This is a genomic window from Stenotrophomonas sp. AR029, assembly GCF_047520695.2.
Classification (GTDB): domain Bacteria; phylum Pseudomonadota; class Gammaproteobacteria; order Xanthomonadales; family Xanthomonadaceae; genus Stenotrophomonas; species Stenotrophomonas sepilia.
Genome location: NZ_JAXBQQ020000002.1, coordinates 1 through 22,753, shown reverse-complemented (window position 1 = coordinate 22,753; position 22,753 = coordinate 1). Strand labels below are relative to the sequence as shown.

The 22,753-nt window shown below is 67.0% G+C and carries 22 protein-coding genes and 1 pseudogene; 16 read left to right on the top strand and 7 right to left on the bottom strand.

Features of this window, described 5'->3' with window-relative positions; genetic code table 11:
• Nucleotides 1–341 precede the first annotated feature (341 nt).
• Nucleotides 342–857 carry a hypothetical protein gene (locus tag ACM0PB_RS06535; RefSeq protein ID WP_155760305.1) on the bottom strand — a complete coding sequence of 172 codons (516 nt, stop codon included), beginning with the start codon at nt 855–857 and terminating at the stop codon, nt 342–344.
• A gap of 110 nt (nt 858–967) precedes the next feature.
• Here ACM0PB_RS06535 and ACM0PB_RS06530 point away from each other — a divergent pair, with 110 nt between their 5' ends.
• Together ACM0PB_RS06530 and ACM0PB_RS06525 are read left to right on the top strand one after the other, a co-directional pair.
• Entirely contained in the window at nt 968–1,411 is a 444-nt protein-coding gene (locus tag ACM0PB_RS06530) for a RidA family protein (protein ID WP_065197020.1), read from the top strand.
• Nucleotides 1,412–1,721: 310 nt separating this feature from the next.
• The gene (locus tag ACM0PB_RS06525) at nt 1,722–2,186 is read left to right on the top strand and encodes a GNAT family N-acetyltransferase (protein ID WP_414604547.1); all 465 of its coding nucleotides are present in this window, start codon (nt 1,722–1,724) and stop codon (nt 2,184–2,186) included.
• Nucleotides 2,187–2,212: 26 nt separating this feature from the next.
• Here the strand turns inward: ACM0PB_RS06525 and ACM0PB_RS06520 are convergent, their stop codons facing one another.
• The gene (locus ACM0PB_RS06520; RefSeq protein ID WP_049413819.1) at nt 2,213–2,572 is read right to left on the bottom strand and encodes a response regulator; all 360 of its coding nucleotides are present in this window, start codon (nt 2,570–2,572) and stop codon (nt 2,213–2,215) included.
• Complete coding sequence (locus tag ACM0PB_RS06515) at nt 2,562–3,725, bottom strand: two-component system sensor histidine kinase NtrB (protein WP_414604548.1); 1,164 nt, start codon at nt 3,723–3,725, stop codon at nt 2,562–2,564. Before ACM0PB_RS06515 ends, ACM0PB_RS06520 begins: the two co-directional genes overlap by 11 nt.
• Before the next feature lie 151 nt (nt 3,726–3,876).
• Between ACM0PB_RS06515 and ACM0PB_RS06510 the strand changes: the two genes are divergently transcribed.
• From ACM0PB_RS06510 to ACM0PB_RS06490, 5 genes are all read left to right on the top strand, one after another.
• On the top strand, nt 3,877–6,984 hold the full coding sequence (locus ACM0PB_RS06510; protein WP_414604549.1) for a response regulator: 3,108 nt from the start codon (nt 3,877–3,879) through the stop codon (nt 6,982–6,984).
• A complete protein-coding gene (locus ACM0PB_RS06505) occupies nt 6,981–7,805 on the top strand; it encodes a CheR family methyltransferase (protein ID WP_005416310.1) in 825 nt (274 codons plus the stop codon). The genes ACM0PB_RS06510 and ACM0PB_RS06505 overlap by 4 nt, the downstream gene beginning before the upstream one ends.
• On the top strand, nt 7,805–8,380 hold the full coding sequence (locus ACM0PB_RS06500) for a chemotaxis protein CheB (protein WP_065177566.1): 576 nt from the start codon (nt 7,805–7,807) through the stop codon (nt 8,378–8,380). Before ACM0PB_RS06505 ends, ACM0PB_RS06500 begins: the two co-directional genes overlap by 1 nt.
• Complete coding sequence (locus ACM0PB_RS06495; RefSeq protein ID WP_005416312.1) at nt 8,377–9,510, top strand: hybrid sensor histidine kinase/response regulator; 1,134 nt, start codon at nt 8,377–8,379, stop codon at nt 9,508–9,510. The genes ACM0PB_RS06500 and ACM0PB_RS06495 overlap by 4 nt, the downstream gene beginning before the upstream one ends.
• A gap of 83 nt (nt 9,511–9,593) precedes the next feature.
• Entirely contained in the window at nt 9,594–10,022 is a 429-nt protein-coding gene (locus ACM0PB_RS06490; protein WP_005416313.1) for a BLUF domain-containing protein, read from the top strand.
• A gap of 15 nt (nt 10,023–10,037) precedes the next feature.
• On the opposite strand, the gene ACM0PB_RS06485 is transcribed toward ACM0PB_RS06490, so the two are convergent.
• Complete coding sequence (locus ACM0PB_RS06485) at nt 10,038–10,358, bottom strand: ArsR/SmtB family transcription factor (protein WP_005416314.1); 321 nt, start codon at nt 10,356–10,358, stop codon at nt 10,038–10,040.
• Nucleotides 10,359–10,441: 83 nt separating this feature from the next.
• Here ACM0PB_RS06485 and ACM0PB_RS06480 point away from each other — a divergent pair.
• The 3 genes and pseudogenes from ACM0PB_RS06480 to ACM0PB_RS06470 form a co-directional block, all read left to right on the top strand.
• Nucleotides 10,442–10,882: pseudogene (locus ACM0PB_RS06480) on the top strand (YeeE/YedE family protein); the annotation flags it as partial.
• A complete protein-coding gene (locus tag ACM0PB_RS06475) occupies nt 10,879–11,316 on the top strand; it encodes a DUF6691 family protein (RefSeq protein WP_065185005.1) in 438 nt (145 codons plus the stop codon). The pseudogene ACM0PB_RS06480 and the gene ACM0PB_RS06475, both read left to right, overlap by 4 nt.
• 43 nt (nt 11,317–11,359) lie before the next feature.
• Complete coding sequence (locus ACM0PB_RS06470; RefSeq protein WP_164093011.1) at nt 11,360–12,412, top strand: linear amide C-N hydrolase; 1,053 nt, start codon at nt 11,360–11,362, stop codon at nt 12,410–12,412.
• Here the strand turns inward: ACM0PB_RS06470 and ACM0PB_RS06465 are convergent.
• A complete protein-coding gene (locus tag ACM0PB_RS06465; RefSeq protein WP_005416318.1) occupies nt 12,409–13,188 on the bottom strand; it encodes a DUF6491 family protein in 780 nt (259 codons plus the stop codon). The two genes, ACM0PB_RS06470 and ACM0PB_RS06465, sit on opposite strands and share 4 nt — an antisense overlap.
• Nucleotides 13,189–13,269: 81 nt before the next feature.
• Here ACM0PB_RS06465 and ACM0PB_RS06460 point away from each other — a divergent pair, with 81 nt between their 5' ends.
• Both ACM0PB_RS06460 and ACM0PB_RS06455 read left to right on the top strand, forming a co-directional pair.
• Entirely contained in the window at nt 13,270–13,971 is a 702-nt protein-coding gene (locus ACM0PB_RS06460) for a helix-turn-helix transcriptional regulator (protein ID WP_065185003.1), read from the top strand.
• Between the two features lie 160 nt (nt 13,972–14,131).
• Complete coding sequence (locus ACM0PB_RS06455) at nt 14,132–15,082, top strand: DMT family transporter (RefSeq protein WP_005416320.1); 951 nt, start codon at nt 14,132–14,134, stop codon at nt 15,080–15,082.
• Nucleotides 15,083–15,091: 9 nt separating this feature from the next.
• On the opposite strand, the gene ACM0PB_RS06450 is transcribed toward ACM0PB_RS06455, so the two are convergent.
• Nucleotides 15,092–15,415, bottom strand: coding sequence for a hypothetical protein (locus ACM0PB_RS06450; protein WP_204324508.1), 324 nt, complete (start codon nt 15,413–15,415; stop codon nt 15,092–15,094).
• Between the two features lie 27 nt (nt 15,416–15,442).
• On the opposite strand from ACM0PB_RS06450, the gene thrA reads away from it, so the two are divergent.
• The 3 genes from thrA to thrC are packed head-to-tail and all read left to right on the top strand — an operon-like array spanning nt 15,443 to nt 20,174.
• On the top strand, nt 15,443–17,947 hold the full coding sequence (thrA, locus tag ACM0PB_RS06445; protein ID WP_262089651.1) for a bifunctional aspartate kinase/homoserine dehydrogenase I: 2,505 nt from the start codon (nt 15,443–15,445) through the stop codon (nt 17,945–17,947).
• Nucleotides 17,944–18,858 (top strand): homoserine kinase, encoded by a 915-nt coding sequence (locus ACM0PB_RS06440; RefSeq protein WP_065184999.1) that lies wholly within the window; start codon nt 17,944–17,946, stop codon nt 18,856–18,858. Before thrA ends, ACM0PB_RS06440 begins: the two co-directional genes overlap by 4 nt.
• Nucleotides 18,859–18,887: 29 nt before the next feature.
• On the top strand, nt 18,888–20,174 hold the full coding sequence (thrC, locus tag ACM0PB_RS06435) for a threonine synthase (protein WP_065177573.1): 1,287 nt from the start codon (nt 18,888–18,890) through the stop codon (nt 20,172–20,174).
• Between the two features lie 57 nt (nt 20,175–20,231).
• Here thrC and ACM0PB_RS06430 read toward each other — a convergent pair whose 3' ends face one another.
• Nucleotides 20,232–20,984, bottom strand: coding sequence for a Crp/Fnr family transcriptional regulator (locus ACM0PB_RS06430; protein WP_005416324.1), 753 nt, complete (start codon nt 20,982–20,984; stop codon nt 20,232–20,234).
• A gap of 126 nt (nt 20,985–21,110) precedes the next feature.
• On the opposite strand from ACM0PB_RS06430, the gene hisS reads away from it, so the two are divergent.
• The gene (gene hisS, locus ACM0PB_RS06425; RefSeq protein ID WP_065177574.1) at nt 21,111–22,505 is read left to right on the top strand and encodes a histidine--tRNA ligase; all 1,395 of its coding nucleotides are present in this window, start codon (nt 21,111–21,113) and stop codon (nt 22,503–22,505) included.
• The last annotated feature ends 248 nt before the right edge of the window (nt 22,506–22,753 follow it).

Sequence of the window (22,753 nt, the reverse complement as noted above, 5' to 3'; positions counted from 1 at the left end):
GGTTACTATACGGTTGAAGAACGGGTCAGATGGACAGAGAGAGGCGCCTGCGAGCGTAGTGACCGTCAGGCGCCTGGGCGGTAGGCAAGAGGAAAGCTACCTCTTGTTCTGCCTGCTTTTCGTCACTTGGTTGAGTATGCCTCGCCAGGCGAAGGGCGCGGAGCAGACTGCAATTGCACCTGAAACGACTATCCCGTTGTACATCCAGGGAGTCAGCCTGGGGGTCCCGTTCGCAGGTGCCCACAAGTGTGGAAGGATGAAACCCAAAAGTACAACGGTCAGAAGGGATACGGCGAAAACAATTGCACTGCCTAGCCCAGGAGTGAACTTCATTGTCATAGTCATAGCCATCCGCATGAAACAGTAACCTTGCCGCCGATGATTGAGCTAGAGCAAATCATGATCTTCGGATCGGTCGGCGCACTGCCGCCGCTACCTCCGCTCACCGAAATACCAAGATTGTTTAGCTGGTTGATCAGGGATGCGATGTCAGCCGGATCCGCTCCCCCTGGGAACTCAAACTTGGTCGTTACGCCTCCCCTGTTCTCCGAGAGTTGCTCAACGCTCACTGGAACCAAGTTCCCGAAGCGATCTTTGTAGGAGACCGCAATTGGTACATATTTTTGTGTTGCGGCATTCCAATTGTACTGAGACTCTCCTCCGTCCGCGTATTTGATGATGAAGGGGGCCCAGACGGAGAACCCCAGTGCTGCGGCGCCATTTGCAGCATATGTGTATATTTCGAAACGCGCCTTCAGGTATTCGTCAACCTTATCTCGCTTTTGAGGGTTTTGGATGTCGTCATAAGGCGTGGTCGGATAGCCGGGCTCTGTAACCCAAAGAGGGCCGGCTGCCATGAGGGCAGGTAGAGAGCAGCTGTCCCGACCTCGAATCTGATCCCCCGTTCAGGGGAGGCGGTCGACGTTACTTGCTCGTCGGACTTGCCCTTTCACCAGAGAGAGCAACGATGAGCGCCAGCAATCGCAAGACCGCCAGCTTCGGAGTCCCGTGGGAGTCCGCTTACGGGTACGTTCAAGCGGTCCGCGTCAACAACACGATTTTCGTGTCCGGACAGCTGTCCCATACACCGGAGCGGCAGTTGGTCGCACCCGCAGAGCTGGGGGCGAATGGCAAGCCCGCCAACTTCGACACCATGGAAGCCCAGATGAGGCGCACCTACGAGAACGCGCAGGTGCTGCTGGCAGAGTTGGGTGGGTCGCTGGCTGACGTGGTCGAGGAAACGCGGTTCGTTATCGACGTTCCGGCCGCGTTCGCGGCCAGCGGCAAGGTCCGGCCGGCCATGTACGGTCAGCCGGTGCCGCAGGTTGCCAGCAACCTGATTGGGGTCTCGGCGCTGGCGTTCCCGGAGCAGCTCATTGAGATTGCGTTCCGGGCCGAAGTGCAGAGCTGAACACACGGGCGGGGTCGAGTCCGCCCGCTGGTGTCGCAACGCCCAAGTCGAAGCGACTGATGACGCGCCGGGAATGTGGGCCCCGCGCGGCCCTTCCAAGGGCGTAAGCGCCTGCCGCAGGCCCTGTTTTGGCACACGATTGGCACGGATGCCACCGGACCCCTTGATACTCTTGGCCCCGTCGCCCCCTCCTAAGGCAAGGTCGCCCGTCCGAATCGGGCCGGGGTCACCCTGTATGCGGCGCCACGTCCGCACGCTGCCCGCGAGGCCACTCGGATATGCTGGCGCCTCGCCACGCGATCCGCCCGCCATGGACCACCGCCTGCAGCCCGTGCAACCCCAGGACTACGCGCTCATCGCCGGGTGGCTGGATTCGGCCGCAGCCACGCGGCGCTGGGCCGGACCGGGCGTGCCCTATCCACTGCGACCCGAGCAGTTCGAGCAGGTATTGCAGCTGCGCGAACGCCCGGGATGGCTGCTGCTGGCAGAAAACGGCCAGCGCGTGGGTTTCGGCCAGACCTGGTGCACCGAGCCGGGTGCGATGCATCTGGGCCGTCTGCTGGTTGCCCCGCAGGCGCGGGGCTGCGGCCTCGGGCGGAGGTTGGTACACGCGCTGATCGAGCAGGCGTTCCAGTCTGATGCTGTCCAACGGCTGACCCTGCGCGTCTACCGGAACAACGCCGCCGCGCTTGCGTTGTACCGGACCCTCGGCTTCGAGCCGGTGGACACTGCATCCACGCCGGCGCTGCTGTTCATGCAGCGGGCCCGGCGCTGAGCATGGCCACGCAGGCCGGTACGCCTTCAGTCCTGCTTGAGCAGTTCAACCAGCTGGCGCAAGCGATAGGGCTTGGGCAGGAACTCCACCTGCTCAGGAAGCGGCGGCAGCTGCGAACGCGCATAGCCGGAGGACAGGATCATGCGTGCATGCGGCTGCTCACGCGCGACGTGCTCGCTGAGCTCGATGCCGGACATGCCATTGGGCATGCTGACATCGCTGAACACCACGTCGAAGCGTGCGTCGCCCTTCAGCAACGCAGCGGCTTCATGCCCGTCGGCGGTGGTGGACACCTCGATGCCGAAATCGCGCAGGGCCATGCCGATCATCTCGCGCAGATCGTTCTGGTCCTCCACCATCAGTACGCGGATCGGGTCATCGGTCATGGGTTGCATCCTCGGTTGCGGGGAGCAGCAGGCTGACCGTGGTGCCGACACCGGGCGTGGTGGACACATCGACGAAGCCGCCGCTCTGGGTAGTGAATCCGAACACCTGGCTCAGGCCCAGGCCGCTGCCCTTGCCGATGTCCTTGGTGGTGAAGAAGGGCTCGCTGGCCCGCTCGGCGATGTCGGCGGCCATGCCGTGGCCTTCGTCGCAGACGCTGAGGGTGACATAGCCGCGTTGCAGCGTGGTGTCCGCATCCGGGTCGAGGCGATGTTCCAACGCGGTGCCGATCAGGATGCGGCCGCCATCGGCGGTGGCCTCCACGGCATTGGCCACCAGGTTCGCCAGGGCGGTCTGGAGCTGCATCGCATCGGTGCTCACCAGCGGCAGGCCCGGGGTGAGATGGGCTTCCAGTACCACCGTGGGCGGGCAGGCGCGTTGCAGGTCCGGCAGCCACTGTCGTACCAGCGCATTGATGTCCACCGATTCCCGGATCAGGGTCTGGCCGGTGCTGAAGGCCAGCAGCTGGCGGGTCAGCAGCGCGCCGCGGTCGGTGGCTGCCTGCGCGGCATCCAGCAGCTCGGCTGCGCGTGCATCGTCACTGCTGACACGCAGCGAAAGCAGGTCAAGGGCGTTGCCGATGGTGGTCAGCAGGTTGTTGAACTCATGTGAGAGGCCGCGAGTGAGCCGGCCGACCGTCTCGAACTGCTGCGTATTGCGCAGCGCACGCTGGGCATCGCGCAGCAGCCGCTGCGCCTGCCACTGCTCGGTGATGTCACGGGTGATCTTGACGAAGCCGAGCAGTTCGCCGGCTTCCACGACCGGTTCGATGACCACGCTGGCGCGGAACGACGAGCCATCGCGGCGAACGCGCCAGCCCTCACTGGCGGCATGACCCTGCTGCGCTGCCACGCGAAGCAGGCGCTTCGGTTCACCGGCCTCGCGGTCGGCGGCCAGGTAGAAGCGGCTGAAGTGCGTTCCCACCACTTCATCGGCTGAATAGCCTTTGATACGTTCGGCGCCCGGGTTCCAGCTGCACACGATGCCTTCAGGATCAAGCAGGTACAGCGCATGGTCGCGCACGCTGTCGATCAGCAGTCGCAGTTGTCGGGAAGGGTCCGTCAGCACGGACGTCGTAGAGGCGGCTGCGTCCACGTGTAAATAAGTGTTACCCCTGTGAGGGACGTGAAGCTAGGCACTCAAGTGTGAAGGATGCGTGCACACCTGACACGTGCCATTTGTCCTGTGCGGCTGAATGCGACACGGAGTACCATCTTCCACCCTTTGCCTTCTGGAACCGACCTGCATGCGTCCTGGTGCGACTACGCGTGACCGCTGGATCTGGATGACGTCCGCCGTGCTGCTGGCCGCGACCATCGCGTTGGAACTGGTCGTCCCGCTCGGCTACGCGGTATGGCTGGCCTACTTCCTCGCGGTCGGCGTGACGGTGTTCCAGCGCAGTGCACGCGCGCCGTTCGTGGTCGCGGTGATCGCCTGTGTCCTGCTGGTGATCGGCTTCAACGTTGCGCCAGCCAGCAACAATTCGTCCTTCTCGCTTGTCAACCGTACCGTCGGTGGCTGCGCCTTCCTGATGATCGCACTGATCGTGTCGCGCGCGATCCAGGCCCGGCGCCAGGCGATGCGCGCGCTCTGGCTGCAGGAGGCCGAGAACGCGGTGGCGATGAGCCTGCGCGGTGACCTCGGGCCGGAGCAGATCGCCGAGGCGGCAGCAGTAAGCCTGGCCGGGCAGCTGGATGCAGAGGTCGGTGCGGTCTATCGCCTGGACGGCGGCCGGCTGCAGCTGACCGGTGGCGTGGCGCTGCCCTCTGGGACGCCGGCCTCGCTGGCCCTGCACGAAGGACTGGCCGGGCAGGTTGCCCGGGACGAACGCATCCGCCACCTGCACGGCGAAGATGCTGCCGTGCTCGAACTGCAGACCAGCCTGGGCCGGCTGCCGGTGCGCGAGCGCATCCTGGCGCCGATCAGCAGCGATGGTGCGGTGGTCGGTGTCATCGAGCTGGGCCGCGCGCGGGCGGGTGAACAGCGTGACCTGGATCGCGAGCTGCTGGAGCGCTGCGCCGACACCATCGGCATGGCACTGCGCGCATCGCTGCTGCGTGCGCAGCTGGTGGTTCTGCTGGAAGAGTCGCAGCGCCAGGGCGAGGAGCTGCAGGCCCAGCAGGAAGAGCTGCGCGTGGCCAACGAGGAACTGGAAGAGCAGAGCCGCAGCCTGTTGCAGTCGCAGAGCCACCTGGAAGAACAGCAGGCTGAGCTGGAACAGAGCAACGTGCAGCTGGAAGAGCGCACCCACGAGCTGGAGGCGCAGAAGCAGGCACTGCTGGTTGCGCAGAGCCAGCTGGTGCGCAACAGCAACGAGCTGGCGGCGACCTCGCGCTACAAGTCCGAGTTCCTGGCCAACATGTCGCATGAGCTGCGCACGCCGCTGAACAGCTCGCTGATCCTGGCCAAGCTGCTGGCCGACAACAAGGACGGCACGCTGACCGAGGAACAGGTGAAGTACGCGCGAGCGATCCTGTCGTCCAACAACGACCTGCTGGCGCTGATCAACGACATCCTCGACCTGTCGCGCATCGAGGCCGGCCATGTCGAACTGTCCGATGAAGTGGTGGTGGTCGAGAGCGCGCTGCAGCGCCTGCGCGAGACCTTCGAGCCGATGGCGCGGCAGAAGGGCCTGGCCCTGCAGATCGAAGCCGACGCCCTGGCACCGACCCAGATGGTGGTTGACAGCCAGCGGCTGCAGCAGATCCTGAAGAACCTGCTGGCCAACGCGGTGAAGTTCACCGAGCATGGCAAGGTCAGCCTGCACGTGCGTGCCGGCGGCAACGGCCGCATCCGGTTCGAGGTCTGTGACACCGGCATCGGCATTGCCCGCGAGCAGCTGGATGTCATCTTCGAAGCGTTCCGCCAGGCCGATGGCAGCACCCGCCGTCGCTACGGCGGTACCGGCCTGGGCCTGTCGATCTCGCGCGATCTGGCCGAGCGCATGGGCGGCGGCATCCAGGTCGACAGTGAGCCCGGGCGCGGCAGCTGCTTCATCCTGGAGCTGCCGCTGCAGGGAGCGCCCACGGCGAGCGCAGCCGTCGCTGCCGATGTCCCCGTGGCAGCGCCGCCGACGGCGCCGGCCGTGCTGCCGGCCGCGCCCGTACGCGCTGCGACCGCAGCAGCGCCGGTTACTGCGATGGCCGGCGTAGCCGACGACCGCGGTCGCCGCCAGCGCGCCGGGCGCCTGATCCTGGCGGTCGAGGACGATGCCACGTTCGCCGAAGCACTGGTGGCGCTGGCCCATGAACTGGACTTCGACTGCGTGGTAGCGGGCACGGCGGAAGAGGCGCTGGCCCTGGCCAGTGAACTGCGCCCGAACGGCATCCTGCTCGATATCGGCCTGCCGGACGTGTCGGGCCTGAGCGTGCTGGAACGCCTGAAGCGCAACCCGGACACCCGCCACATCCCGGTGCATGTGGTCTCGGCCACGGACCGCAGCCAGGTGGCGCGCGAGCTGGGCGCGATCGGTTTTGCGATCAAGCCGACCACGCGCGAGCGGCTGGTGACGGCGATCGAACAGCTGGAACAGACCAGCCAGCGCGACATGCGGCGGCTGCTGATCGTGGAAGACGACAACGAGCTGCGCCACAACCTGGAACTGTTGCTGGGCCGCGACCAGCTGCAGATCGTCGCTGTAGGCACCCTGGCCAGCGCACTGGAACAGCTCAGTACGGTCACGTTCGACTGCATGGTGATGGACCTGTCGCTGCCCGACGGGAGCGGCTACGACCTGCTCGAGCACATGGCCGGCAACGACGATGTCGGTTTCCCGCCGGTGATCGTCTATACCGGCCGCGCACTCAGTCGCGAGGAAGAGCAGCGACTGCGCCGCTATTCCAAGAGCATCATCATCAAGGGCGCGCGTTCGCCCGAGCGCCTGCTGGACGAGGTGACCCTGTTCCTGCACAGCGTGGAGGCCAGCCTGCCCAGCGACCAGCAGCGCCTGCTGCGCGAGGCCCGCCGTCGCGACACCGTGCTCGACGGTCGGACGGTGCTGCTGGCCGAGGACGACGTTCGCAACATCTTCGCACTGTCCAGCGTGCTCGAACCCCTCGGCGTCACGCTGGAGATCGCGCGCAATGGCCAGGAAGCGGTGGATCGCCTGGCCGAGCGCGAGGTCGACCTGGTGCTGATGGACATCATGATGCCGGAGAAGGATGGCCTTGCTGCGATGCGCGAAATCCGCGCGCAGCGCCACCTGCAGGACCTGCCGATCATCGCGCTGACCGCCAAGGCCATGCCGGACGACCGTGAGCGCTGCCTGCAGGCCGGCGCCAACGACTACATCGCCAAACCCATCGACGTCGACAAGCTGGTCTCGCTGTGCCGGGTCTGGTGCTCGCGGCAATGAACGAGCAGGCCCTGTTCGACCTGGAGCTGAAGGTGCTGCTGGAAGCGCTTTACCAGCGCTACCACTACGATTTCCGCAGTTATGCGGTGTCGTCGCTGCGCCGGCGGATCCGCCAGGCCATGCAGCGCTATGAGTGCGAGCGGCTGGCCGACCTGCAGCACCGCCTGCTGCACGAGCCGGACCTGTTCGCGCAGGCGATGCAGTTCTTCACCGTGCAGGTCTCGGAGATGTTCCGTGACCCGGCCTATTTCCGCGAGCTGCGCGAGCAGGTGGTGCCGGTGCTGCGCACCTACCCGTCGGTGAAGCTGTGGGTGGCCGGTTGCAGTACCGGCGAGGAAGTGTGGTCGCTGGCGATCCTGTTGCACGAGGAAGGCCTGCTGGAGCGCAGCATCGTCTACGCCACCGACATCAATCCGGCAGCCCTGGCCACCGCCGAGGCCGGCGCCTATGGCATCGACCGAATGGCCCAGTTCAGCCGGAACTACCTGGCGGCCGGTGGCACCGCCTCGCTGTCCGACTACTACGCCACGGCCTACGATGGCGCGGTGTTCGATCGCCAGCTGCGCCGCAACGTGGTGTTCGCCGACCACAGCCTGGCCACCGACACCGTGTTCTCCGAGGTGCATCTGGTGTCGTGCCGCAATGTGCTGATCTATTTCAACCGCGATCTGCAGGACCGCGCGGTGGGCCTGTTCCGTGAAGCGCTGGTGCATCGCGGCTTCCTTGGCCTGGGCAGCAAGGAGTCGCTGCAGTTCGGGCGCCACCACGGCGCATTCGAGACCTGCTCGCGGGAGCATCGCCTGTACCGGAAGGTTGCCTGATGGCAGTGCCGACACGACCGGCCGTGCTGGTGATCGGGGCCTCTGCGGGTGGGGTTGCGGCGCTGCAGGCGGTGCTCGGCGCGCTGCCCGCGGCTCTACCGGCGCCGGTGCTGGCGGTGCTGCACCTTCCGCGCGACCGCAGCAGCCGCATCGCCGAAGTGCTGGCGCCGTACTGCGCGCTGCCGGTGCGCGAGGCCGAAGACAAGCAGCCGCTGCAGCCAGGCACGGTGACCTTTGCGCCACCGGACTATCACCTGCTGGTGGAAGACGCCGGTTCGCTGGCGTTGTCGGTGGACGCGCCGGTGCTGTTTTCGCGCCCGGCCATCGATCCATTGTTCGAGTCGGCTGCGGCCGTGTTCGGCGCGCAGGTGCTGGCCCTGCTGCTGACCGGTGCCAGCAGCGATGGTAGTGAAGGGGTGGCCGCGGTGCGCGCCGCCGGTGGCCGCGCCTGGCTGCAATGTCCCGAGGAGGCCGAGGCATCGATGATGCCGGCCTCCGCCCTGCAGCACGCCGGCGCCGATGCCGTGCTGCCCCTCGAACTGATGTGCCGTCGCCTGAAGGAGTTGTTTGCATGAACCTGCTGCCACCGGACCCTGCGCAGTCGCAGACCCCGGTCAACCTGCTGATCGTCGATGACGTGCCGCAGAACCTGGTGGCCATGCAGGCGCTGCTGCAGCGCGAAGGCGTGAACCTGCTGCTGGCGGGCTCGGGCGCGCAGGCGCTGGAACTGCTGCTCGAGCATGAGGTGGCGCTGGCGCTGCTGGACGTGCACATGCCGGAGATCGATGGCTTCACCCTGGCCGAGCTGATGCGCGGATCACACCGCAGCCGGGATGTGCCGATCATCTTCCTGACCGCCTCGCCGGACGACCCGCTGCGCGCGTTCAAGGGCTACGAAACCGGCGCGGTCGACTTCCTGCACAAGCCGGTGGCGCCGCAGGTGATCCTGAGCAAGGTCAATGTCTTCATCGAGCTGTACCAGCAGCGGCAGCTGCTGAAGGCGCGCAACGAGGCGCTGGAGCGCTCGCTCAAGCTCAACGAGACGATGGCGGCGGTGCTCACCCATGATCTGCGCACGCCGCTGTCGGCGATCCTGCTGTGTGCCGACAAGCTGGCGCTGGAGCTTCCTGCGGGCAATGACGGCGCGCAGCAGACCCTGAAGCACCTGGAGGCCAGCACGCTGCGCATGGCGCGCATGGTCGAGCAGCTGCTGGACTTTTCGCGGATCCGCAGCGGCGGGCTGCGCCTGCAGGCCAGCGCCTGTGATCTTGCCGAGGTCACGCGTGCGGTGGTGGCCGAAGCGGGCAGCGCCCACGGCCACGCACGGGTGCATCTGGATATGCTGGGCGATACCCGCCTGCAGGGTGATCTGGATCGGCTGGGACAGGTTGCCGCCAACCTGATCGGCAATGCGCTCACCCATGGCGGTGAGGCGAGGGTGGAGGTGGACGGCCGTGATCCGCGCAGCGTGCTGCTGCGGGTGAGCAACGCGGGACGGATCGACGACGCGCTGCTGCCGCGCCTGTTCGAGCCGTTCAAGGCCAGCTTCCATCCCAGCAATGGCCTGGGGTTGGGCCTGTATATCGTCGATCAGTTCGTGCGCGCGCACGGCGGGCACATCGCAGCGCGCAATGAAGCCGGTCAGGTGGTGTTCGAAGCCCGGTTGCCGAGGCGCACAGAGGGGCTGCCGGCGGCCGCTACCTGAATTCTTCAGGGAACACCTGCGGGCACCGAGACGGACTCGTCCGCAGCTGCTACCGTGGGTGTACATCTTGTCAAGGAAGCGCCATGCCACTGCGTGCCATCGCCTACGTCAGCCAGGCGCTGCCGGATCTTTCCGCTGAACGGCTGCGGGCGCTGGTCGATGATGCAGCCCGTTTCAACAAGATGGCGGGCGTGACCGGTGTGCTGCTGCATGACGGCGGGCGATTCCTGCAGTACATCGAAGGGCCGCCGGATGGTATCGATTCGGTGTACGAACGGATCCTGCAGGCCGGTAGCCATATCGACATCATCGAACTGGCGCGTGGCCGCCTTGGCCAGCGCCAGTTTCCGTACTGGTCGATGCGCGCGTTGCCGGTGGAGGAGGCGCTGCTGCGGCAACTGTCTTCCAGCGACTGGTCAGGTTTCACCCGCGCGTTGCATGGTGACCTGTCGGCGCCGACCCCGGTGGATCTGCTCGATCAGGTCGTGCAACCGGTGCTGCACGCAGGTTGAACCTGCGTGGAAGGTTCAGCGCGCTGCACTTCCGCAGTACGCCGCGTGCAACGCCTGCAATACGCCCAGCGCCGGCCCTTCCACTACCCGGTAGTGGATCGACTGCGCTTCGCGCCGGGTCGAGACGATGCCAAGTCCGCGCAGCACCGCCAGATGCTGGGACAGCGCTGATGCGCTGAGCCCGGTCAGTGCCTGCAGTTCCGGTACTGGCGCCTCGCCTTCGACCAGCCGGCACAGCACGCGCAGCCGTGCCGGATGGGCCAGGCTTTTGAGCAGCGCCGCGGCCTGGGCGGCATGCTCGGCCATCGCGGCACTGTCGAGCTCGATTCGGGCCATGGTTGACCTTTTGATTTAGAAGACGCTAATTTAGAAAAAGCTAATTCAAAAGGCAAGCGAATGAACGCGACAACTGGAGGCAGGTCATGACCGTGCCGTGGGCCGCCGTCGCGGGGGGCGCGTTGATCGGTGCGGCGGCGGTGGTCTTGCTGGCAACCACGGGCCGGGTAGCCGGCATCAGCGGCATCGCCGCTGGCAGCGTGCGCGCAACGCCCGGCGATCGAGGTTGGCGCTGGGCATTCCTGCTCGGCCTGCTTGCCGCTGCAGGGGGGGTGCTGTGCTGGCAGGCCGTGCCAGATCAAGCGCCCCGCGACCTGTTGCGTGACGCCTTGCCGGCGTGGCAGCTGGTTGGCGCCGGCCTGCTGGTCGGATTCGGTACGCGGTTGGGCAACGGCTGCACCAGTGGTCATGGAGTGTGCGGCATGGCCCGCGGCTCAATGCGGTCGCTGCTGGCGGTGCTGGTATTCATGGCCTGCGCAATGCTGACTACATTCCTGATCCGTCATGGCGGGGGCTTCGCATGAGCCGCATGATGGTGGCCGCCGGCGCGGCAGGGGCGCTGTTCGGCGCGGGCCTGGCGCTGGCCGGCATGACCGATCCGCGCCGCATCCTCGGTTTCCTCGACATCGCCGGCGATTTCGATCCCACCTTGGCCTGGGTGCTGGCCTCGGCACTGCTGGTCAGCGCGGTCGGCCAGCGCTGGGTGCTGCGGCGCCCGCGGCCGTCATGCGCAACGCGCTTCCAACTGCCCGCTGTGCGCGGTGTCGATGTACGCCTGGTGCTGGGCGCGGCATTGTTCGGAATGGGTTGGGGTTGGGCAGGCTATTGCCCGGGCCCTGCCATCGCCGGGCTGGCGGTGGGATCGCGCGAAGCGCTTTGGTTCGTGCCGGCCATGCTTGCAGGTTTCTGGCTGCACGATCGCCTGGTTCGCCGGGGCTTCACCGCTGTGTCACCCTGAATCGGGTCATATCCACGGATCACGGGGAAAGGAGCGCAACGACATGGCACGGATGAAGTGGAAGGAAAGGGCACTGCTGGCGGTCGCGCTGGCCGCCGCAGTGGCACCCGCGCTGGCCTGCACGCGCGCGGTCTACCTGGGCGACAACGGTGATGTGATCACCGCGCGCTCGATGGACTGGAAGGTCGATGTGGCGACCAACCTCTACGTGCTGCCGCGCGGCATCGCGCGCACTGGCCAGGCCGGGCCGAAGTCGCTGGCCTGGACGGCGCGCTACGGCTCGGTGGTGGCCACCGGTTATGACGTATCGACCACCGATGGCATGAACGAGAAGGGCCTGGTGGCCAACCTGCTGTGGCTGGTCGAATCGGAGTATCCGAAGCAGCGCGGCAAAAAGCCGGGCCTGGCCATCTCACTATGGGCGCAGTATGTGCTGGACAACTTCGCCACCGTAGACGAAGCGGTCGCGGCGCTGCAGCGCGAGCCGTACTCGATCGTCACCGACAAGGTGCCGGGCGAAGACCGCCAGGCCACGCTGCACCTGTCGCTGTCAGATGCCAGTGGCGACAGTGCCATCGTCGAATACATCGGCGGTCGCCAGGTGATCCACCATGACCGGCGCTACCAGGTGATGACCAATTCACCGATCTTCGAGCAGCAGCTGGCACTCAACAGCTACTGGCAGCAGATCGGCGGCACGGTGATGCTGCCGGGTACCAACCGCTCAGCCGACCGTTTCGCGCGCGCCTCGTTCTACATCAACGCCATTCCCAAGTCCGAAGACCCGGTGGTGGCGCTGGCCAGCGTGTTCAGCGTGATCCGCAATACGTCGGTGCCCTACGGCATTACCACGCCGGGCGAGCCGAACATCTCCTCCACGCGCTGGCGTACCGTGGCCGACCACAAGCGGCGCTTGTACTTCTTCGAATCGGCATTGACCCCGAACACGTTCTGGGTCGACCTCAACAAGGTGGATTTCGGCGGCAAGGTGCTCAAGCTCGATCTCGGTCCGGACCAGCGCAATACCTTTTCCGGCGACGCGCTGGGCCACTTCGTGCCCAGCGCACCGTTCGCGTTCCTCGGCGTCGACGGTTAGTTCGACGCCTGGCTGGAAGCCGGATAGACCGCCTGGATCGTGCAGCCGCCGCGGGTGTACTGCGGCAGCGGCGCCAGGGCGTCGTTGCGCAGGTCACCATTCTCGAATCCGGCGGTGAGGATGCGATCGCCCGGATTGCCACAGATCAGGCCGTTCTGCATGCCGGAGTGGAAGCTCAGCTGTGGCGCACGGTCGAGCTGGCGGCAGTGGCTGCCAAGCTCCACGCGATAGTAGCGGTGACCCCCATTGCGATGCGGATTGGTCTCCACCAGCATGCCCTGCGGGTCGGACGACCACGCGCGCACGTTGCGCGTGGCAAAGCAGTACGACGGCGAACCACCGAAACTGCGGCGGATGTCCCTGCGCTCGCGGATGGTCAGGGCGGGCAGGGTGGCCATGCGCAGGCGGTCGCTGTCGCGGGCCACGCTGGCGTAGTCGCGATCCTGCACGGGGGTCACCGCGCTGATCGCGCAGCTGCGGCCATCGACCACCACACGCTCGCTGGGGCGACCGCAGGCCCAGCCGGCGGGTGCTTCAAGTTTCAGCGTGGTGGCACCGCGGACGCCGGGGCACTCTTCGCTGAAGTCGATCCGATAGGCCTGGCCCGAGGCGGCTCGCAGAGCGATTGAACGCGATGAAGCCTGCTCCACTTCCTGGACGCCGACCGCGTCCATGCAGTGCGGGGCCGGTGGCGTACGTTCCTGCGCGGAGGCCGAGGCGGTGAGCGCCAGGCCGAGGCTGGTGGCAAGCACCAGGGACAGCTGCTGATGGGTCATGACCTGCACTCCCTGCGTTGGATGACGGATCGACTATAGCAGCGGTTTGCACGGCCGTTGTTACACGCGCACACTGCCCGGATGGGCGCCATCTTCCATCTGCGGCACTACGGGCAGGCCACCGGCCTGGACCGCCATGACTACGCGCAGTGGGTGCTGCCGCTGCAGGGGGAACTGCAGTTCGAGATGGAAGGGCGCGGCGGCCGGCTGGACCTGCTGCAGGGGGCATTTGTCGCCGCCGGCGAAGCACATGACCAGATGGCGGACGGCCCCAATGGTTTCGTGATCGTTGATTGTCCTCCAGGCGTGCTGGATGACGGCACGCAGGAGCATCTGTGCCGCCAGCGCTGGCTGCATCTGCCGCTGGCGTTGCGGCAGCGCCTGGCCGCCGTGCAGGCAGGGCAGCCGATGCCGGCGTTGCTGCCGCAGTTGCTGCAGGTATTTGCACCGGCGGGCAGTGGCGCGCGCATGCAGGGCCTGTGCGCGGCGGTGCAGGCCGATCCCGGCCGGGCCTGGCCGGTTGCCCGGATGGCCGGAGTTGTCGGTGTCAGCGAGAGCCGGTTGCACACATTGTTCCAGCGCGAGTTCGGGCTGAGCCCGCAGGCCTGGCTCAGCGCGTGCCGCTTGCGTTGGGCCAAGCATCAGCTGCGCACCACTGCCGCGCCGATCAGCGATATCGCACTGGCCGCAGGCTATTCCGAACAGAGTGCACTGACCCGTGCGCTGCGCCGCGAATGTGGCCAGACCCCCGCTGCGTGGCGCAGGGGGCCGGCTGATCTGTAGAGCCGAGCCCACGCTCGGTTGCCCTTATCTGCACAACGGTGAATCGCAGCCGAGCATTGGCTCGGCTCTACAGAGGTGACAAGGCAGCAGCTTGGGTCAAGAGCGCCCAGCGGCCAGCGCTTACACTGCGCGGCCCGTTCCATCCGCCCGGACAATCCGAATGCGCAACAACCCGATGGCCGTGGGCATCGCCAATGGCGTGGCCGCTGGCGCACTGTGGGGCGTGGTCTTTCTCGCGCCTGCGGTGCTTCAGTCGTTCAATGCGTTGCAACTGTCCGCCGGCCGCTACCTGGTCTATGGCCTGATGGCAGTCGCCCTGCTGCTGCCGCGATGGAAGCGGCTGGCACCGCGGCTGGGCCGTGCCGAATGGATCGGCCTGCTGTGGCTGAGCCTGGCAGGCAACCTGGTGTATTTCCTGCTGCTGGCGACCGCCGTGCAGTGGGCCGGTGGCGCTGCAGCATCGCTGATCGTCGGCCTGATTCCGGTGGTGGTCACCCTCGTTGGCGTGCGCGAGCAGGGCGCTGTACCACTGAAACAGCTGCTGCCGGCACTGGGGCTGTGCGTGCTGGGGGTCGCCCTGGTGGGGTGGGAAGCGCTGATGTCCGAGCACCTGGCCACCCCGTGGCGGCAGCGCCTGATCGGGCTGCTGTGCGCGTTCGGTGCGCTGTTCTCGTGGGCGCTGTATTCGATCGGCAACAGCCGCTGGCTGGCGCGCAGGCCGGACCTGTCCAGCCATGACTGGTCGCTGCTGACCGGCGTCACCACCGGCGGCCTGGCCCTGCTGCTGGTGCCGATGGCCTTCATCGGGCACACCGGCAGCCATACGGCGGCGCAATGGAGCGGGTTCTGGGCGATCAGCGCCGGCGTGGCAGTGGTGGCCTCGATCCTCGGCAACGCATTCTGGAACCGTGCCAGCCGCCTGCTGCCACTGACCCTGACTGGCCAGATGATCGTGTTCGAGACCCTGTTCGCGCTGCTGTACGCCTTTGCATGGCAGCAGCGCTGGCCCTCGCTGCTGGAAGCGCTGGCAATCGTGTTCCTGGTGGCTGGCGTGATGCTGTGCGCGCATGCGCATCGCACACCACGGGCGATTGCCGAACATGCCGGCTGAATGCAGTCGTCAAGCGTGCTGATGCCGGCTTTGTCTCAGTTGCAACCAAATGTCGGCACGTTGGCCGATGATCGCTGCATCGGTTTTTTGCATCGCAGCACTTGACAGCGGCAGGGCGCACGGTGTTTTCTGTGCGCCATGGTCCTTGATGCCGCCCACGCCAGCCTGATCGCCCCCGCCATTGCGGGCCGTTCGACTGCGCCGGTCGCGACCATCACCACCATTACCACCACCACCGTCACCACTGCCCTGGTGCGGCCCGTCGTCTTCGTGTAACTCCCGAAAACCACGGCCCCGCACCCTACAGGTGGCGGGGAAACTCGACACCTGCATGCGACGGGGCCTCCTACCGAGGTCTGCATGTCTTCCCACGCTCCCGCTCATTCCGTTGCCCCGGCCGACCTGGCTGCCCCGTTCACCGTCGTGCACAAGTTCGGCGGCACCTCGGTGGCCGATGCCGAACGCTATCGCCATGTGGGCGGCCTGCTGCTGGCCCGTCCTGAATCGCTGCAGGTCACTGTCGTCTCGGCGATGAAGGGCGTCACCGACGCGCTGATCGAACTGGCCCAGCTGGCGGCCAAGGGCGATCAAGGCTGGCGTGAGGCCTGGCATGCCCTGCGCGCACGCCATCGCGGCGCTGCCGTGGCGCTGCTGGGCGAGCAGGTGGGCGAGACGGTCGAATGGATCGACGCCCGCTTCGATCAGTTGGCCGAAGTGCTGGCCGCGCTGGCGGTGATCGGCGAGCTGCCGCGCGAGGTGCTGGACCGTGTGCAGGGCTTGGGCGAAGTGTTTTCCGCACAGCTGCTCGGCACGCATCTGCGCGCGCTGGGCGAAGACTGCGCGGTACTCGACGCGCGCGATGTGCTGGTGGTCGGGCATGGCGAACTCGGCGTGGATGTCGACTGGGAAGCCAGTGCCGACCGCCTGGCCAAGTGGCGCCTGCAGCATCCGCAGTCGCGCCTGGTTGCCACCGGATTCGTCGCACGCGATCGCGATGACCGCATCACCACCCTCGGCCGCAACGGCAGCGACTATTCCGGTGCGATCTTTGCCGCGCTGTTCAACGCTGACGAGCTGCACATCTGGACCGATGTCGATGGCGTGCTGTCGGCGGACCCACGGCTGGTGCCCGAGGCGGTGCAGCTGGAAGCGCTGAGCTACGACGAGGCCTGCGAACTGGCGTACTTCGGCGCCAAGGTGGTGCACCCGCAGACGATGTCGCCGGCGATCCGCCTCGGCCTGCCGATCTTCATCCGCAATACGTTCCAGCCGGCGCATCCGGGGACGCGGATCAGCGCCGAGCGCTCGCCGCGCGGGCCGGTGAAGGGCCTGACCCTGAGTCCCGGGCTGGCCCTGCTGAACCTGGAAGGCACCGGCCTGATCGGCGTGCCGGGTACCGCCGAGCGCGTGTTTGCCGCGCTGCGCCAGGCGCAGGTGTCGGTGGTGATGATCTCGCAGGGTTCCTCGGAACATTCAATCTGCTGCGTGGTGCGTGCTGCCGAAGCCGGCCGTGGCCGTGATGCACTGCTGCACGCATTTGCGCACGAGTTGTCAGCGGGACAGGTGCAGCGCGTACAGGTCAGTGAGGGCGTCAGCGTACTGGCCGCGGTCGGTGACGGCATGGCCGGGCAGCCAGGTGTGGCGGCGCGCCTGTTCGAGGCACTGGGGCGTGCGCAGGTGAACATCCTGGCGATTGCGCAGGGCTCGTCCGAGCGCAACATCTCGGTCGCCGTGGATAGCGCCGATGCCACCCGTGCGCTGCGCGCGGCGCATGCAGGCTTCTGGCTGTCGCCGCAGACCTTCGCGGTCGGTGTGATCGGGCCCGGCAACGTTGGCGCCGCACTGCTGGACCAGTTGCTGGCCGCGCGCCCGCAGCTGCTGGCCAAGGCCAATGTGGATCTTCGCCTGCGTGCGCTGGCCTCGCGTTCGCGCATGCGCCTGGAAGTGGACGGCCTGCACGCGGACTGGCGCGAGGCCCTGCGGGACGCGGGTGAATCCAGCGATCTTGATCGTTTCACCGAGCACCTGCTGGCTGCGCACCTGCCGCATGCGGTGGTGATCGACTGCAGTGGCAGTGCCGAGGTGGCCGAACGCTACGAGGGCTGGCTGGCGGCAGGCATCCATGTGGTCACCCCGAACAAACAGGCGGGCGCCGGGCCGCTGCCGCGCTACCAGCGCATCCGCGCCGCCGCAGCGGCCAGTGGTGCGCGCTTCCGCTACGAGGCCACGGTGGGCGCGGGCCTGCCGGTGATCACCACGCTGCGCGATCTGGTCGATACCGGTGACGAGGTGCTGACCATCGAGGGCATCTTCTCCGGCACGCTGGCCTGGCTGTTCAACCGCTTCGATGGCAGCCAGCCGTTCTCGCAGCTGGTCGCGCAGGCGCGGTCAATGGGCTATACCGAGCCGGACCCGCGCGATGATCTGTCCGGTGTGGACGTGGCACGCAAGCTGGTGATCCTTGCACGCGAGGCCGGTCACGCGCTCAGCCTGGAACAGGTACAGGTGGAAAGCCTGGTGCCGGCACTGCTGCGCGACGGCAGCGTGGATGACTTCATGGCGCGGCTGGGCGAGTCCGACGCCAGCTTGCTGCTGCGCCTGCAGGATGCGCGGGCGCGTGGCGCGGTGCTGCGCTACGTGGCACGGCTGGGCACCGACGGCGCCTCGGTGGGCCTGCAGGAACTGCCGGCCGACCATGCCTTCGCCAACCTGCGGCTGACCGACAACGTGGTGCAGTTCCGTACCCGCCGCTACTGCGACAACCCGCTGGTGGTGCAGGGACCGGGCGCTGGACCGGAAGTGACGGCGGCGGGCGTGTTCGCCGACCTGCTGCGGGTAGCCGCTGGCGAGGGAGCACGCCTGTGATCGCACGTGCATTTGCGCCCGCCTCGGTGGCCAATGTGGCGGTGGGCTTCGACATTCTGGGGCATGCCATTGCAGGCGTTGGCGATACGGTGAGCGTGCGGCGTATCGATGAGCCGGTGGTGCGCATCGAGGCGATCCGTGGCAGTGCGGTCGAACTTCCGCTGGAGGCGGCCGGAAACACGGCAGGTGCGGCGTTGATGTCGCTGCGCGCAGGGCTGGACCTGGACTTCGGCTTCGCGGTGGAGATCGACAAGGGCATTCCATTCGGCTCCGGCATGGGCGGCTCGGCAGCGTCGTGCGTCGCTGCGCTGGTTGCTGCCAACGCATTGCTGGATGCGCCACTCGCGCGCGAGGCGCTGTACCCGTTTGCGCTGGACGGCGAGGCCGTGGCCAGTGGGGGCCGCCATGGTGACAACGTGGGGCCGCTGCTGCTCGGCGGGCTGGCGTTGTGCACGGCCGACCGCCTGCTGCCGATCCCTGTGCCAGCCAGTTGGCACAGCCTGCTGGTGCACCCGCACGCGGTGCTGGAAACCCGTCTGGCACGCCAGGCGCTGCAAGGCAGCTATGCGCTGGGTGAATTCGTGGCGCAGAGTGCGAATCTTGCGCTGGTGCTCAGCGGCTGCCATCGCAGCGACGCGGCGCTGGTCCGCGCTGGCCTGCGCGATGTGCTGGTGGAGCCGCGACGGGCGGGACTGATCGGCGGCTTCGAGGCGGCTCGTGATGCGGCGTTGTCAGCCCGTGCAATGGGCGCAGGCATCTCCGGTGCCGGCCCCAGCGTGTTCGCCTGGTTCGAAGATGCCGACCAGGCCCACGCTGCCGCGGCGCCGGTGCAGGCGGCATTCGCTGCTGCCGGCTTCGACAGCGATGCCTGGGTGTCGCCGCTGGATGCGCCCGGAGCCCGGCTGTGCTGAATCCTTCTCCCTCTTTGGATACTGAACCCATGCAATTCGTTTCGACCCGCGGCCGGTCCCCGGCCGTTGGCCTCAGTGCGGCCATCGCTGCAGGCTTGGCGCCCGATGGTGGCCTGTACGTGCCCCAGGTACTGCCGGCGCCACGTGAGCTGGAAGCCGGTGCGACCCTGGCCGATACCGCTGCAGACCTGCTGGCACCGTTCTTCGCCGGAGATGCGCTGGAGGCCGGATTACCGTCGATCTGCCGCGAGGCGTTCGACTTCCCGGTGCCGCTGCGTGCGCTCGGCGACGGTGACCACGTGCTGGAACTGTTCCATGGGCCGACGGCGGCGTTCAAGGACATTGGTGCGCGTTTCCTGGCTGGTACGCTGTCGCGGCTGCAGGCCGGCAAGGACCGTGACCTGACCATCGTCGTCGCCACCTCCGGCGATACCGGCGCCGCCGTTGCCGCGGCCTTCCATCGCCAGCCAGGCGTACGCGTGGTGGTGCTGTATCCGGATGGTCGCGTATCACCGCGCCAGGCGCACCAGCTCGGCTGCTTTGGTGACAACATCCTGGCGCTGCGCGTGGCCGGTGCCTTCGATGACTGCCAGGCCATGGTCAAGCAGGCGCTGGCCGACCGCGAACTGCAGGCACAGGTGCCGCTGAGCTCGGCCAACAGCATCAGCCTCGGTCGCCTGCTGCCGCAGATGAGTTACTACGCACATGCGGCACTGAGCCACTACGCGTTGCATCGTCGCCGGCTCAACCTGGTGGTGCCGACCGGCAACCTCGGCAACGCGATGGCCGCGGTGCTGGCGCGCGCACTGGGAGTGCCGATCGGGCAGATCGTGCTGGCCACCAATGCCAATGCCGTGCTGCCCGCGTACTTCAGTGGCGGCGACTACCAGCCGCAGGCCAGTGTGGCCACCGTGGCCAATGCAATGGACGTGGGTGCGCCAAGCAACTTCGAACGCCTGCGCTGGCTCTACCAGGGCGACGATGCCGAACTGCGTGCTGCCTTCCGGGCGTTTGCGGTGGATGACGTGACCATCCGGGCCACCATTGCCGCCGCGCATGCCAGCACGGGCGAGCTGTTCTGCCCGCATACGGCTACGGCGGTGAAGGTGCTGCAGGACCTGCGCGCCCGTGGTGCCAAGGGCGACTGGGCGGTGGTGGCCACCGCGCATCCGGCCAAGTTCGAGGCCGTGGTCGAGCCGTTGATCGGCGAACCTGTGGCCGTGCCGCCGGCATTGGATGCGTTGTTGCAACGGCCGGCGCACGCCGAACCATTGGCGGCAGATTACGTGGCGTTGCGCGAGGTGTTGTTGCGTTGATCGGAGATGGATGTGGTTGCCGGCCGCTGGCCGGCAATCCCATCAACCGCAGTGCGGTCAGATCAACCCTTCACCAGCCAGTGTGCGCAGCCCGTCCTCGTCGAGGATCTCCACTACGTTCAGGTGGGGCAGGGCAATCAGCCCTTGCTGGCGCAGCTTGGTGAAGGTGCGGCTGACCGTTTCCATGGTCAGACCCAGATGGTCGGCGATGTCGCCTCGGCCCATCGGCAGCGACACGCGCAGGCCGTCGCCGCCCAGCCTGGCTTCACGCGCGGCCAGGCGCAGCAGGAAATCAGCCAGCTTCTCGGCCGGCTGCAGGCGTGCCAGCGCCAGTGCAGCGTCCTGCGCGGCATCCAGTTCCTGGCAGGCACGCTGCAGCAGCTTGCGCTCCAGGTGCGGGAAGCGGCTGCGGAGCGCCTTCATCTGTGGCAGCGCGACCCGGCAGACACGGCTGTCTGCGATGGCTTCGATGTCGTAGCGGTGATGGTCGCTGCCGCTCAGGCCCAGGTAGTCGCCGGGCAGCACGAAGCCGTTGATCTGGCGGCGGCCGTCGGCCAGGGTGCGTACCAGGCGCAGTGCGCCGGCAGTCAATGTATAGACATGGTCGCGTTCTTCACCCGTGCGGGCGAGCGTGCTGCCCATGCTGACCTGCTGCGAAACGGTGACCTGTTCCAGCGCCTGCACTTCATCGGGCGACAGCGCCGAGCACACCGCAAGGTGGCGAACCGAGCAGTGCAGGCAGTCCAGCGTGGTGCAGGACGGCGAGGCGGGATCGTTGGTGGCGGGCGGAGCGCCGGAAGGCCGTGACATGTTGCGGGGGCGTATCGCGGGCGGGGAGGGCCTTATGATACTTCAAGCGGCCGTTCGACCCTGCCCGAGGCGGGGGCGCTAGAATGTCGCCCCCTCCCACGTCCCGTTCCAGCAGGAGTTCCGCCCGTGATCAAGCCCCGTACCCCGCCCGGCACCCTTGAACTGCTGCCGCGCGAGCAGATTGCGTTCCAGCGCATGCTGGACGTGATCCGCCGCAACTACGAGCGCTTCGGGTTCCTGCCGGTGGAGACGCCGGTGTTCGAGCTGTCCGATGTGCTGCTGACCAAGTCCGGCGGCGAGACCGAGCGCCAGGTGTACTTCGTGCAGTCCACCGGTGCGCTGGCCAATGCGGCCGAATCGGGCGACCGTTCGCTGCCGGAGATGGCGCTGCGCTTCGACCTGACCGTGCCGCTGGCACGCTACGTGGCCGAGCACGAACACGAACTCACCTTCCCGTTCCGTCGCTACCAGATGCAGCGCGTTTACCGCGGCGAGCGTGCCCAGCGCGGCCGTTTCCGCGAGTTCTACCAGTGCGACATCGACGTGATCGGCAAGGACAGCCTGAGCGTTCGCTATGATGCCGAAGTGCTGGCGGTCATCCACGCCGTGTTCTCGGAGCTGCGCATCGGCGACTTCAGCATCCAGCTGAACAACCGCAAGCTCATGCGCGGCTTCTTCGAAAGCCTGGGCGTGGCCGAAGGCGAGCGCCAGCTGGCGGTGCTGCGTGAAGTGGACAAGCTGGACAAGCGCGGCGCCGATTACGTGCGCGAGACGCTGGTGGGCGAGGGCTTCAACATCCCGGGCGAGCAGGTCGAGAAGATCCTGGCCTTTGTGGCCGTGCGTTCGCAGGGCCATGCCGATGCGCTGGCGCAGCTGGCAACGCTTGAAGCCGACGCCGGTTCTTCGGAGATCCTGCGTACCGGCGTGGCCGAACTGCGCGAAGTGCTGCAGCTGGTGCAGGCGCTGGGCGTGCCGGAAACCGCGTACTGCCTGAACTTCTCCATTGCGCGCGGCCTGGACTACTACACCGGCACCGTCTACGAGACAACGTTGACCGACCACCCGCAGATCGGCTCGATCTGCTCGGGCGGCCGCTACGAAGACCTGGCCAGCCACTACAGCAAGTCCAAGTTGCCGGGCGTGGGCATTTCCATCGGCCTGTCGCGCCTGTTCTGGCAGCTGCGCGAGGCCGGCCTGATCGATGGCATCGAGGCCAGCAGCGTGCAGGCGCTGGTGGCGCTGATGGACGAGCAGGGCATGCCGCAGTCGCTGGACATCGCCCGCCGCCTGCGCGCCGGTGGCATCAATACCGAAGTGCAGATGGAGCCGAAGAAGATCGGCAAGCAGTTCCAGTACGCGGCCAAGGCGGGCATCCGCTTCGTGGTGCTGGCCGGTGAAGACGAGCTGGCGCGCGGCGTGGTGGCGGTGAAGGACCTGCTGCGCGAGCAGCAGTTCGAAGTGTCGCGCGATGAGCTGGCGAGCACCCTGCAGGTGGAGCTGGAGCAGTCGAAGGTGATGTAACGGCCGGTTGGCCGCATGCCAACACGCCACGAAAACGCCCACCACCCGGTGGGCGTTTTCGTTTCCGGGCCGCGTTCCGGGGTCAGAGCCGTTTTCCTTCAGAAAACGGATCCGACCCCTTGCTGTTCCAACAGCTCGCAGGAAACTGTCGACGGCGGGGTGGGTCCGGTGGCATGGGACGCCGTAAACCCGTCCATGGGGGCTTGTCCGCGGCATGCATGCCGCGGACAAGCCCCCATGGACGGGTT